General features: G+C 67.1%; 12 protein-coding genes. 9 read left to right on the forward strand and 3 right to left on the reverse strand.

The window, feature by feature from the left end:
* The 6 genes from E2484_RS16915 to mutL form a co-directional block, all read left to right on the forward strand.
* The coding region (locus tag E2484_RS16915) for an AMP-binding enzyme (RefSeq protein WP_449272307.1) at window positions 1–233 on the forward strand (233 nt) is incomplete at its 5' end.
* A gap of 86 nt (window positions 234–319) precedes the next feature.
* Entirely contained in the window at window positions 320–754 is a 435-nt protein-coding gene (locus E2484_RS16920) for a DUF4212 domain-containing protein (protein WP_137286375.1), read from the forward strand.
* Complete coding sequence (locus E2484_RS16925; RefSeq protein ID WP_137286376.1) at window positions 751–2,445, forward strand: VC_2705 family sodium/solute symporter; 1,695 nt, start codon at window positions 751–753, stop codon at window positions 2,443–2,445. The genes E2484_RS16920 and E2484_RS16925 overlap by 4 nt, the downstream gene beginning before the upstream one ends.
* A 1-nt stretch (window position 2,446) precedes the next feature.
* Complete coding sequence (locus E2484_RS16930) at window positions 2,447–2,911, forward strand: universal stress protein (protein ID WP_137286377.1); 465 nt, start codon at window positions 2,447–2,449, stop codon at window positions 2,909–2,911.
* The gene (locus E2484_RS16935) at window positions 2,908–3,132 is read left to right on the forward strand and encodes a hypothetical protein (protein ID WP_137286378.1); all 225 of its coding nucleotides are present in this window, start codon (window positions 2,908–2,910) and stop codon (window positions 3,130–3,132) included. The genes E2484_RS16930 and E2484_RS16935 overlap by 4 nt, the downstream gene beginning before the upstream one ends.
* 666 nt (window positions 3,133–3,798) lie before the next feature.
* Window positions 3,799–6,018, forward strand: a complete 2,220-nt coding sequence (mutL, locus tag E2484_RS16940) for a DNA mismatch repair endonuclease MutL (RefSeq protein ID WP_137286379.1) — start codon at window positions 3,799–3,801, stop codon at window positions 6,016–6,018.
* 25 nt (window positions 6,019–6,043) lie between these two features.
* Here the strand turns inward: mutL and E2484_RS16945 are convergent, their stop codons facing one another.
* Together E2484_RS16945 and E2484_RS16950 are read right to left on the reverse strand one after the other, a co-directional pair.
* Window positions 6,044–7,327 carry an O-acetylhomoserine aminocarboxypropyltransferase/cysteine synthase family protein gene (locus tag E2484_RS16945; RefSeq protein ID WP_137286380.1) on the reverse strand — a complete coding sequence of 428 codons (1,284 nt, stop codon included), beginning with the start codon at window positions 7,325–7,327 and terminating at the stop codon, window positions 6,044–6,046.
* An 83-nt stretch (window positions 7,328–7,410) separates the two neighbouring features.
* Window positions 7,411–8,184 carry an SIR2 family NAD-dependent protein deacylase gene (locus E2484_RS16950; protein ID WP_137286381.1) on the reverse strand — a complete coding sequence of 258 codons (774 nt, stop codon included), beginning with the start codon at window positions 8,182–8,184 and terminating at the stop codon, window positions 7,411–7,413.
* A gap of 398 nt (window positions 8,185–8,582) precedes the next feature.
* Between E2484_RS16950 and kdgK1 the strand changes: the two genes are divergently transcribed.
* The 3 genes from kdgK1 (at window position 8,583) to E2484_RS16965 (ending at window position 12,471) form a co-directional block, all read left to right on the forward strand.
* Window positions 8,583–9,536: a bifunctional 2-dehydro-3-deoxygluconokinase/2-dehydro-3-deoxygalactonokinase gene (gene kdgK1, locus E2484_RS16955; protein WP_137286382.1), complete on the forward strand. Its 954-nt coding sequence runs from the start codon at window positions 8,583–8,585 to the stop codon at window positions 9,534–9,536.
* Window positions 9,537–9,666: 130 nt separating this feature from the next.
* Complete coding sequence (locus tag E2484_RS16960; RefSeq protein ID WP_137286383.1) at window positions 9,667–10,953, forward strand: PGF-CTERM sorting domain-containing protein; 1,287 nt, start codon at window positions 9,667–9,669, stop codon at window positions 10,951–10,953.
* Between the two features lie 108 nt (window positions 10,954–11,061).
* Window positions 11,062–12,471, forward strand: coding sequence for a dihydrolipoyl dehydrogenase family protein (locus E2484_RS16965; RefSeq protein ID WP_137286384.1), 1,410 nt, complete (start codon window positions 11,062–11,064; stop codon window positions 12,469–12,471).
* On the opposite strand, the gene E2484_RS16970 is transcribed toward E2484_RS16965, so the two are convergent.
* Window positions 12,468–12,641, reverse strand: coding sequence for a YHS domain-containing protein (locus E2484_RS16970; RefSeq protein WP_137286385.1), 174 nt, complete (start codon window positions 12,639–12,641; stop codon window positions 12,468–12,470). The genes E2484_RS16965 and E2484_RS16970 overlap by 4 nt on opposite strands.
* Window positions 12,642–12,902: the final 261 nt, after the last annotated feature.

Consider the following 12,902-nt stretch of genomic DNA (forward strand, 5'->3'; position numbering starts at 1 on the left):
AGGAAGACGACCAGATGCGCGACCGCATCGTCGAAGGCGTCGAAGACGCCATCGGCCCCATCGCCCGACCCGAGGCGGTCGTCTTCACCCCCGAGCTCCCGAAGACCCGCTCGGGCAAAATCATGCGTCGCCTGCTGGAGGACGTCGCCAACGGCGAGGAGTTGGGCGACACCTCCACGCTCCGGAACCCCGAGGTCGTCGACGAGATAGCGACGAAAGTACGCGACGACTGAGAACTCCTCTCCTTTCGACGCTCAGAACGAAACCAGTCGAACCGCGAACGAAACCATGTGGCAGACAAACTCAAACGCGAAAGTCCATGTCAGAGAATAACTCCCGAAATCGAGAAGAGAACGCCGAGGTCGAGACCGACGGCGGCGTCGCGACCGGTCGCGGGACCGACGACACCGACTACCTCGACGCACGAGTCAACATCTTCAAACCGGCGACCCCGTTCATGCGGGACCACCTCAGAATCGTGTGGACGATGTTCGCCGCGTGGGCGCTGTTCGTCTTCGGCCCCGTGACGGCGACGTACCTGGCGACCGACTTCATGACGAGTACGACCGTCATCGGCTTCCCTCTGCACTACTTCCTGACCGCAATCGGTGCGCCGACGGGCGCGCTCGTCCTCTCGTTCGTCTACGCCCGCAAGCGCGACCAGTTGGACGAGAAGTACGGCATCGACCACTCCGCCGACCGAGCGGAACCGGACGCCGGGGCGGTCACGACTGACGGAGGGTCCGACCGATGATGTTCACACCGCTGGACCTCCTGCCGGACGCGCTCAACGCCTCGTTCAAGGCCATTCCAGCGGTTATGGTCTCCGGGATGCTGCTGCTGTTCTTGGGAATCGGATACGTGTTCCGCGTGGCCGACACCGAAGACCTGTGGGTCGCGGGTCGGTCCATCGGGAACGTCGAGAACGGGATGGCGATCGGTGCCAACTGGATGTCGGCCGCGTCGTATCTCGGCATGGCCGCGCTCATCGCGCTGTCGGGCTACTACGGACTCGCGTTCGTCATCGGCTGGTCGACGGGCTACTTCATCCTGCTCATCTTCCTCGCGGCCCAGATGCGTCGCTTCGGGAAGTACACCGCGCCCGACTTCGTGGGCGACCGATTCGACTCCGACACCGCCCGGGCCATCGCGGCGCTGACGACCATCCTCATCGGGTTCGTCTACTCGGTCGGACAGGCCCGCGGCATGGGACTGGTCGGCATCTACGTCTTCGGCGGCGACTACGCCACCATGGTCGTCCTGTTGATGGCCATCACGGTCGGATATCTCGCTCTCTCGGGGATGCTCGGCGCGACCAAGAACATGGCCGTCCAGTACGTCATCCTCATCGTGGCGTTCCTCGCGGGCCTGTACGCCGTCGGCTTCACGCAGGGCTACTCGACGGTCCTGCCCCAGATCGAGTACGGCGCACTCCTGAGCCAACTCAACAGCGAGTTCACCGAACCGTTCTCGACCGGCGGCTTCTACCTGTGGGTCGCCACCGCGTTCTCGCTCATCGTCGGCACCTGCGGTCTCCCGCACGTGCTGGTTCGGTTCTACACGGTCGAGAGCGAGCGGACCGCCCGCTGGTCGACCGTGTGGGGACTGTTCTTCATCTGCCTGCTCTACCTGAGCGCCCCCGCCTTCGCGGCGTTCGGCACCGACCTCTACGCGAAGCAGGTCGGTGACGTGTACGGCGCGAGCGGCATGAGCGGCGCGGAAGGCGACGTCATCGTCGTGCTGGCGTCCCAACTCGCGAACCTCCCGACGTGGTTCGTCGGCCTCGTCGCGGCGGGCGGCATCGCCGCCGCCATCGCCACGACGGCCGGACTGTTCATCGCCGCCTCGTCGGCGGCCGCACACGACATCTACACCAACATCATCAACTCCGACGCGACCCAGCGCCAGCAACTCCTCATCGGTCGCGTGACCATCGTCGTGCTGGGCGCTATCGTGACGGTCACGGCGCTCGACCCGCCTGCGCTGGTCGGCGAACTGGTCGCGCTCGCCTTCTCGCTGGCCGGACTCGTGCTGTTCCCGATGTTCTTCCTCGGTCTCTGGTGGGAGAACGCCAACCGACAGGGCGCGCTGGCCGGGATGACCACCGGTCTCGTCATCTGGACGGCGGCCGTGTTCAACGAACTCGTCTTCGCCACCGAGGCCGGGCCGGTCGTGCCGGCCTACGCCGAAGTCTTCCCGGCAGTCGGGGCCGCGCTCGCCGGAACGCCCATCGTGTTCGCCGTCACCATCGGCGTCTCGCTGGCGACCGACGAACCGCCCGAGCGAATCAAGCGCATCGTCCGGCAGTGTCACAGCCCCGAGCCGATGGGCCAACAACAGAGCGCCGAAGACGTCGTTTCGACCGACGGCGTCCCGGCGAGCGAAGAGAGCCGGGGCTCGTCAGACCTCGCGTCTGACGGCGGCCGCGTTTCGGGGGACGACTGAGATGTACGAACGCATTCTCGTTCCGACGGACGGGAGCGAAACCGCGGAGCTGGCGGTCGAGGAAGCCCTCGACGTCGCCGAGAAGTTCGACGCCGCGGTCGACACCCTCTACGTCGTGGACACCGACGCCGTGGGGACGGGTCTCGGCACCGAACAGGTGGAGCGCATCCGCGCCGGGCGCTTCGGCGAGATGGACGAACTCGAAGCCCGCGCCCGGGAGGCGACCGAACACGTCGCCGAACGCGGCCGGGAGCGGGGCCTCCCGGTCGAGGAACACTTCCGCGGCGGCCGACCGCACAAGGTCATCGCCAACTTCACCGAGGACCACGACGTGGACCTCGTCGTCATGGGCAGTCACGGCCGGTCGGGCGTCCGTCGGATGCTCCTCGGCAGCGTCACCGAGCGCGTCCTCCGCTCGACTCACCGGTCGGTGCTGGTCGTGGACGAACGGGAGGACGAGTCGTGAACTTCGCCACGGTCCGCGAACGCGTCCGCAACCACGTCCGCGAACACCGGTCGGGCATGGTCGCGGACTTCATGTTCGCCGTCGTGTGGGTCGCGGTCGTGACGGTGCTGTTCGACGTGCTTCAGGGTCCGACGTGGGCCTACCACCTGTCGCTGGCCGGCGGCGTCGTCGCCTACTACGGGTTCTTCGGGTCCCTGGAGGAGGCGCGGAAGGAGGCGTAGATGTATTTTGTCAAGTTAGAGAAATAATTTTCGTTCTTTATATCGTATTTCCATTCCTTATAGATTCCTCTATATTGCCGGCACAGGTTCTTGGTCGGTCCACGAAGTATCGACCGGAGCAGACGACACGGAGCTAGCTACTGCCGACACCGAGGAGTCTACCGCACAGCACCGCACCGCGAGGGCCTCACGCCTCCCCAACCTCCTGCGGTCCTCGCTACGCTGCGGTCCTCGTCCCTCGCGCGGTGGGCGCGACGGCGCGGCCGTCGCGCCCGCACGCGCCGAGGTGGAACGTTCCACCGAGCGACCGCCAACTAACCAATCCCCCGAGCGATAGCTGGCCGACCACTCCACGGGGTGGATAAAGGGGCCGGGCGCTGGACCCGGCCCGGACGACGCAAGCACCGCAGGAGCGAGCGGAGCGAGCGACGAGGCGCACAGCGAGGCCCGGCCGGTCCAGCGTCCCGGGGGCTTTCGAGGACCAAGTACCTATAATTGTGACTCTGCAGGAGTTTCTCAGGGCTTTGGAGGACGAAGCAGATGTAACTGCTACTCCGTGGGAGCGTCTGAAGGCTTCGAGGACGAAACGGACGCGGAACCCCGGTGTACGATTCGGAACCACCGGACGTTTTAGTAGTCCCGCCTCCTCGAAACGCGTGACTACACGTGAGCCAGCGAATCACCCAACTCGACGACGCCACGATTCGCCAAATCGCGGCGGGCGAGGTCGTAGAGCGCCCCGCCTCGGTCGTCAAGGAACTGGTCGAGAACAGCCTCGACGCCGACGCCGACCGAATCGACGTGACCGTCGAGAACGGCGGCACCGACCGAATCGCGGTCAGCGACGACGGCGTGGGCATGAGCGAGGCCGACCTCCGGGCCGCGGTCCGCGAGCACACCACCAGCAAAATCGACGACATCGGCGACCTCGAAGCGGGAGTGACGACGCTGGGCTTCCGCGGCGAGGCGCTACACACCATCGGCGCGGTCTCCAGAGTCGCCATCACCTCCAAGCCGCGGGGAGAGGGAAGCGACGGAGAACGCAGGGGCACCGAACTCCGGATGGAGGGCGGCGAGGTCGAGTCCGTGGGTCCCGCGGGGTGCCCCGAGGGGACCACGGTCGAGGTCACGGACCTGTTCTACAACACCCCCGCGCGCCGGAAGTACCTCAAGACGACGACCACCGAGTTCTCGCACGTCAACACGGTCGTCACCCGGTACGCGCTGGCCAACCCCGACGTGGCGGTCTCGCTGACCCACGACGACCGCGAGGTGTTCGCCACGACCGGCCGCGGCGACCTCCAGTCGGCGCTCCTGTCGGTCTACGGCCGGGAGGTCGCCACGTCGATGATACGAGTCGAGACCGAGACCGACCGCGGCGTCACGGTCTCGGGCTACGTCAGCGACCCCGAGACCACCCGTAGCACCCGCGAGTACGTGTCCACCTACGTCAACGGCCGGTACGTCAGTTCCGGGGCCGTCAGGGACGCGGTCCTCTCGGCCTACGGCGGCCAACTCTCGGCCGAACGCTACCCCTTCGCGGTCCTGTTCTTGGAGGTGGCCCCCGACGAGGTGGACGTGAACGTCCACCCCCGCAAGATGGAGGTCCGGTGGGGCGACGAAGGGGCCGTGAAGGAGACCGTCGAGACCGCGGTCGAGGACGCCCTGCTCGACCACGGACTCGTCCGGTCGTCGGCCCCCCGCGGCCGGAGCGCGCCCGACGAGGCGAGCGTCGAACCAGAGCGCGGAGACGCCACCACCAGCGAGGGCGACGAGAGCGAACAGGCCGAACTGACCGCCGGAGGCGAGAATCCCAGCGACGAGAACGCGGGACGCGAGCAGTCCACGCTCGACGCCTCGGAGAGCGTCGGGACTGGCGCGACGGCCTCGAAGGACGCTGGAACCGGTTCGACCACAACCGGGGGTTCGCCCGCGACTGGCGCAACGACCGGCGACGAATCTCCAACCGGCGATGCATCTCCAACCGGTGGTTCGTCTGCGACCGGCGACGCCTCCTACGGGTCGCCCGGTCGCACGCGGACGAGTTCGCGTGCGAGCGACCGCGAAGGTCCGGACGCGGACGCAGAACTGCGGACGGGCGACCGCGAGGGCGCGAGCGAACGCAACGCGAGCGCGGACGACCGTGACGCGAGCGCGGGCGACCGAGATACGGCCGCCGCGGACCTCGACCGGAAGTTCTCGGCACCCACCGAGTCCGGGACGCTCGCGGGCGAGACGACCGCCGACCCGGAGTTCGAGACCCTGCCGCGGATGCGGATTCTGGGCCAACTTCACGACACCTACGTCGTGGCCGAGACGCCCGGCGGACTGGTCCTCGTGGACCAGCACGCGGCCGACGAGCGAGTCAACTACGAGCGACTCCGCGCCGAGTTCGAAGACGACGCGACAACCCAGATGCTGGCCCAGTCGGTCGAACTCGAACTGACCGCGGGCGAAGCGGCCGTCTTCGAGGAGTACCGCGAGGCGCTGGAACGTCTGGGATTCCGGGCCGAAAGGAAGGGCGAAAGCGAGAGAATCGTCGTCGTCCGGACCGTTCCCACCGTGCTGGACGCCACGCTCGACCCCGAACTCCTCCGGGACGCCCTCGGCGAGTTCGTCTCGACCGACCCCGACGACCGCGGCGACACCGTGGAAGCGGTCGCCGACGACCTGCTGGCGGACCTCGCGTGCTACCCCTCGATTACGGGCAACACGTCGCTCAGGGAGGGGTCGGTCGTGGAACTGCTCGCGGCGCTGGACGACTGCGAGAACCCCTACGCCTGCCCGCACGGTCGCCCCGTCGTCGTCGAGTTCGGCGAGGAGGAAATCGGAGACCGGTTCGAGCGCGACTACCCCGGGCACGCGGGGCGGCGCGGGGAAGAGTAGCGATTCGTACTGACTTTCAGGCGTTCTAGCTCGCCGCCTCGATGGCCTGCTCCAGGTCCGCGATTACGTCCTCGACGTCCTCGATACCGACCGACAACCGAACCAGATCCGGCGTCGTCCCACTCGCCAGTTGCTCTTCTTCGGTGAGTTGCTGATGAGTCGTACTCGCGGGATGGATAATGAGCGTCTTCGCGTCGCCGACGTTGGCGAGTAGACTGGCGAGTTCGGTCTCCTCGGTGACTGCGCGACCCGCCTCGTATCCCTCTTCGAGTCCGAAGGTTATCATCCCGCCGTAGCCGCCGTCGAGGTACTCGCTGGCGTTTTCGTGGGTCTCGTGGCTCTCCAGTCCGGGGTAGTTGACCCACGCCACGTCGTCGTGGCCGTCGAGGAACTGGGCGACTTCGAGGGCGTTCTCGGAGTGGCGTTCGACCCGAAGTGGCAACGACTCTAGTTTCTGGAGGGTGACCCACGCGTCGAACGGCGACTGCTGGTTGCCCAGGTCCCGGAGGCCCCGGGCGCGTGCGGCGTAGGCGAACGCGGCGTCCCCGAACCGCTCGCGGAAGTTGACGCCGTGGTAGGCCGGGTTCTCGTCGGCGATTTCGGGGTAGTCGCCCTCCTCCCACGGGAAGGTGCCGCCGTCGATTAGGACGCCGCCGACGGTCGAACCGCTCCCGTGAATCCACTTGGTCGTGGAGTGCCAGACGAGGTCCGCGCCGTATTCGATGGGGTTGCAGAGGTACGGCGTGGCGAAGGTGTTGTCCACGAGCAGCGGCACGTCGTGGTCGTGGGCAATCGCGGCGATGCGCTCGATGTCGGGCGTGACCAGCGCGGGATTGCCGATGGTTTCGAGGTGGACGTACGCGGTGTCGTCGTCGATGGCCTCGTCGTAGGCCTCGTAGTCGAGCGTGTCCACGAACTTCGCCTCGACGCCGCGGCGCGGGGCCGTGTGGGTGAAGTAGGTGTAGGTGCCGCCGTACAGCGACGACGCCGTGACCACGTTGTCGCCCTCCCCGGCGAGGACGAACGTGGCGAGGTCGAGCGCGGCCATCCCGCTCGACGTGGCGAGCGCCGCGACGCCGCCCTCCAGCGTGGCGAGTCGTTCTTCGAGCGTGGCGTTCGTCGGGTTGGTGAGTCTGCTATAGATGTTGCCCGGTTCTTCGAGCGCGAACAGCGAGGCGGCGTGTTCGGCGTCGTCGAAGACGTACGAGGTGGTCTGGTAGATGGGCGGTGCCCGCGCTCCGGTGGCAGAGTCGGGGTCTTGGCCCGCGTGGACGCTGTCGGTGTGGATGCCGCGGTCGTCGTCGGTCATGGTCGCTCGGAACGAAGAAGGCCACTGATTTATGTCGGCGGATGGATGCAACTTCTGCTCGGACGACGCGATACCGGCAATTTCTACTCGCCGACCGCGTCCCGAATCGCCGGAAGCACCTCGGTCACGTCGTCGCGGAACACGTAGTCGGCCCGGGAGTCCAGCGGCGTCTCGTCGAGATTGACCACGATCAGGGTCGCGCCGCGGTCGACCGCCTCCGCGGGGAGCGAGGCGGCGGGTTCGACCGTGAGCGACGACCCGGCGACCACCACGACGTCGCTGTCGGCCGCGAGTTGGCGGGCGCGGGCGAGCGCGTCTCTCGGCAGTTGCTCGCCGAACAGCACGGCGTCGGGCTTGAGCGCGCCGTCGCAGACCGCACACTGCGGCGGAAGGTCGCCCGAATCGGCGCGCTCCCGGGCGTCGTCGGCGGGGGTCGTCCACCCGCAGTTCCGACAGACCGCGCGGCGGGCGTTGCCGTGGAGTTCGATTACCTCGTCCGAACCGGCGTCGTCGCCTCGGTCGGCCGCGGCGTCGTCGTGTAGGCCGTCGATGTTCTGGGTGACGACGGCGTCGAGGTGGCCCGTCGTCGAGAGGCCCGCGAGCGCGTCGTGGGCGGGGTTCGGTTCGAGGTCGGCGTCGAGCAGGTCCGCTCGGAGGTCGAGCCAGTCGGACCAGAACTCGCCGGGGTCCCGGCGGAAGCGCCACACGTCGAAGGCGTCGGGGTCGTACTCCGACCAGATTCCGTCCTCGCCGCGGAACGGCGGCACGCCGGAGGGCGCACTCACCCCAGCGCCGGTCAGCGCGACTGCGGCGTCGGCCTCTCGGAGGTCACGGGCGGCGGCCTCGATTCGGTCCATGGCCGAGGGTTGCGGTTCGGCGGACAAAAACTACCCGACAGTGCGGGCATTCATCGCGGCCTCCCGACAGTTGACGAGCAGAGCGAGGCCGGCGAGCGAGGAGACCTGCGCTACGCGACCGGGCGACCCTTTCAGTCCTCCCCCTGACCTGTCACGCCGAGCGCGTCCGTCGGTGGAAAGTATCGCCGGGAACTCGCGGGTGGAAGGGACGCCAGTTGTTCTTGAGCAATGTACAGAAACTTCTAACTATCCCATATGTTGTTGAGGAGATGGGATATAATCCTGTAGCGGGCGCGGGCACTCGCCCGCGCCCGCCTCGGTCGAGCGCCCGGCGGAACCTCACGGAAAACGTCTCCACAACCGAGTAAATTATTGCACGCCGGGGTGACGAACGAGGTATGACCGACCTCGTGACTTTCGGCGAGACGATGTTACGGCTCTCGCCGCCGAACGGCGAGCGACTGGAGACCACCGACGACCTCGAATTCCGGGCCGCGGGCGCGGAGAGCAACGTCGCGGTCGCGGCCGCGCGTCTCGGCGCGGACGCGGCATGGACCTCGAAACTCCCCGACTCGCCGCTCGGGCGGCGCGTGGTGGCTGGCCTCCGGCGACACGGCGTCGAGACCGACGTGGTGTGGACCGACGAGGGCCGACAGGGGACCTACTACCTCGAACACGGCGGCAAGCCCCGCGGGTCGAACGTCATCTACGACCGCGAGGGCGCGGCGGTCACGACCGCCGAGTTCGAGGAGTTGCCCGTCGAGCGCGTCCGCGAGGCCGAGGCGTTCCACACGTCCGGCATCACGCCCGCGCTCTCTTCGACGCTCGAATCGACCACGGCCGACCTGCTGGCGACGGCCCAGGACGCCGGAACCGCGACCAGTTTCGACGTGAACTACCGGTCGAAGCTCTGGGACCCCGAGGAGGCCCGCGAGACCCTCGAATCGCTGTTCCCCGACGTGGACCTCCTGCTGGTCGCCGAACGCGACGCCCGCGAGGTGCTGGGCCGCGAGGGCGACGCCGCCGACATCGCCGCGGGACTCGCCGACGAGTTCGACTTCGAGACGGTCGTCGTCACTCGCGGCGAGGAGGGCGCGCTGGCGCGCCACGACGGCGACGTGTACGAGCAACCCGCCATCGAGACCGACACCCTGGACCCCATCGGGACGGGCGACGCCTTCCTCGGTGCGTTCCTCTCGCGCCGCCTCGCGGGCGATAACGTGGCGACCGCGCTCGAATACGGCTCTGCGACCGCCGCGCTCAAGCGCACGATTCCCGGCGACGTGGCGGTCGTCACCCGCGAGGAGGTCGAGACCGTGCTGGCCGAGGAGGGTGGCGAGATCTCGCGGTGACGACGACGCTCCGATGGACAGACTCGGGCATCAGAGGCCCTATTTGTCCACCGACGCCGGAAGATTTCGTCACTCGGCTTCGAAGAGGCCAGAAGACGTATTACCGATTGCTGATTCACGGACGACCGTCATGAAGCGATTAGCAACCGCCCTACTGGTACTCGTCGTAACCGCGAGTATCGCACCCTCCGTCGTCGCAGGTAGTATCGCACCCTCCACGACTTCCCCCGCGTCCGCGACAGCGGGACAGGCGTCCGGGCAGGCCTACGCCGGGACCCACGTCTCGTTCGACGCCTCCGAGCGCGCCGTGACCGACTACGCGGTCCACGGCGAGACGATGCTGGACTCCGTGAAAGTCCAGTCCGAGAGCGAAGTCGAGAACGGCGGCCTCGTGGGCGTCGGGGCCTCGCTGTCTGGCGTGACCCGAATCGAAGGCGCTGGTCTCGGCGTCGGCGCGACGACGAACACCGAGGCCCGCGTCGACGCCGACAGCGGCGCGACCATCACGGCCCACGACAACGGCCACGGCGTCCTCGTGGTCGCGTCGGGCGACCAGTCGGAGTACGTCGTCGCCAACCTCTCGGCGGGCGCGAACGCCTCCGCGGAGAGCGACGCGCAGGTCGAAGTGACCACCGAGAACGGCACGGAAGGTACCTTCGTCGTGGTCGGCGAAGGGAACGTCACCGTCAACGACGAAGGCGACGTGACCGCGCAACTCGGCGACGACGGCCGCCTCGCCTTCCGGTCGTACCCCGAAGGGAAGGACGACGGCGACGAGAAGCAGGAGGACCTCATAGCCAGCGGCGAATCGAAGGCCGAAGCCTACGTGATGGTCGAAGACGGTGAAACCGTGGTCGATACCGTGAGCTACGACGGGAACACCACGGTCGAGGCCGCGCAGACCGCCGAAGGCGGGGTCTCCTTCACCGTCAATCGGACGACCCACGAGGGGACCGTCTTCGTCACCAGCGTCTCCGAGAAGGCGCTGAACGCCACCGAGGACCTCGAAGTCGCAGTTGACGGCGAGGCCGCGGTCGAAGCCCGGACCTACACCCAACTGAAGAGCGCAGTCGGGAGCGAGCAGTCGCGGTATCTGGTCGAGAGCGCGGCGAGCGGGTCGGCCGACGCCCGAACCGACGTGCTGGTCGCGGTCAACCACTTCTCCGAGCGCACGGTTTCGATGCAGTCGGAGTCGGCGAGCGACGAGACGTCCTCGGAGACGACCGACAGCCAGCAGACCACCGACGACGGCGAGACGACCGACGACGGCCAGACCACCGACGAGTCGGACGGTGAGACGAACGCCACGAGTACCGGAGACGACGACACGGGCAACGGCGGAAGCGTTCCCGGCTTTACGCCCGTGACGGCCGTCGTCGCGGTAGTCGCGGCGACCCTGCTGGCGCGACTTCGGTAGTCGGTTCCGCTTCTCGGGGTCGTTCCCTCCCGAATTTCGAGACGCTTCTCCCGGCCCTGCGTGCCGAGTGGCGAACATCTAAATCCACTGGGCGTCGTCAGTTCGAACATGACAACGCACGTCGTCATCATCGGTGCGTACGGGAGCGCCGGAGTGGCAGTCGCTCAAGAGTTGGTCGACGAGGAGGACGTGGAACTGACGCTCGTGGACGACGGCAAACCCGGTGGCGGTCTCTGCATTCTAAAAGGGTGTATGCCCTCGAAGGAGATTCTGTCTGCCGGAGAACACCGGTTTCAGGCCCGCCACGACCACCGCGTCGAGGGCGTGCCCGAGGTGGACCTCGAATCGGTCGTGGCGACCAAGGACGAACACGTTCACAACTTCGCGGAGCATCGCCGGGCCGCGGTCCACGGCCTCGCGGAGCGCGAGAACGTCGAGTTCCGCCACCGGACCGCTCGGTTCGTGGACGACCACACCGTCGCGGTCGGCGACCGGGAGATCGAGGCCGACTACGTGGTCGTCGCGACCGGTTCGACGGTCAACGTGCCGGACCTGAACGGAATCGAGGACGTGGACTACCTGACCAGCGCGGACGTGCTGGACGCGACCGAGTTCCCCGACTCGGGGGTCGTGATGGGCTTTGGCTACGTCGGACTGGAGATGGTCCCGTACCTCTCGGAGGCCGCCGAGATGGACGTCACGGTGATCGAACACGACGATTACCCGCTTGACGAGGGCGACGAGGCGTTTCAGAAGACGATGCTGGACGTCTACCGCGAGGAGTTCGACGTGGACGTGCTGACGGACACCTACGAGCAGTCGGTGGAGGAGACGGCAGACGGCGGGGTTCGCCTGCACGTGAAGCGCGGAGATTCGGCCGGTCGGCGTGAGACCGTCGAGGCCGACCAGCTATTTCTGTTCACGGGCCGCCGTCCGGCAGTCGATGGTCTCGGACTGGAGAACACCCCGCTCGAAGCCGAGCGAGGGTGGGTGAGCGACACGATGCAGGCCCGCGACGACGAGCGCGTCTTCGTCGCCGGCGACGCCAACGGTCAGGAACCAATCCTCCACGTCGCCAAAGAGCAGGGGTTCCTGACGGCCGAGAACGTCCTCCGGCACCGCGAGGGCGCTGAACTGAAACCGTACCGGAACACCCACCACCACGTCGTCTTCTCGGGACTCGGCGTCTACCCCTTCGCACGGGTCGGGGCCTCCGAGGAGGTGCTGGCCGCCGAGGACCGCGACTACGTGGCCGTCACGCGCGAGGCCAGTAGCGACGGGGTGTTCACGACCAAGGCGGTCCCGCGCGGACTGGCGAAACTGGTCGTGGACGCCGACGACGGCACGGTACTCGGGTATCAGGGCCTCCACTACCACGCCGACGTGATGGCCAAGACGATGCAGGTCGTCGTGGAGACGGGGATGGACGTGCGCGAGATTCCCGACCGGGCGTACCACCCGACGACGCCCGAGATTCTGGACGGTCTGGTTCGAGAGGCGAGCGAGAAACTGAGCTAAGCGTACTCCTCGGGATCCTCCTCGAAGGTGTCGCGGTGTTCCGCGCTACAGAAGACGTAGGTCTCGCCCTCGTACTCGACCTGCGCGACCGCGAACTCCTCGTCGCGGTAATCGGTCTCCTCCAGACTCCCCCTGTCGATGTCGGCCCCGCAGACAGCGCACTGTGCCATCGTCGGTACTACAGGGGCCAGTGCGGAAAGAATTGGGGCCGGAACGCGGTTCGGAAATCGGCTACGATGTGACTATATATTTCCCTTATCCCCCTATAATTAGGTTTAATAATCCTCTGCGTGTCTACACTCGACCTAATCACCCGACGCGGCTCACGGCAGTGTCGAGAGTTCGAGAAGTCGCCACCTCTCTCGACACCTTCGAGAGGGCAGTTCCTTCCCGTGCCTCCATCAGATTCAGTGAGTAGCCGCAACCTATTC

It is taken from the genome of Halorussus salinisoli, from assembly GCA_005239435.1.
GTDB lineage: Archaea > Halobacteriota > Halobacteria > Halobacteriales > Haladaptataceae > Halorussus > Halorussus salinisoli.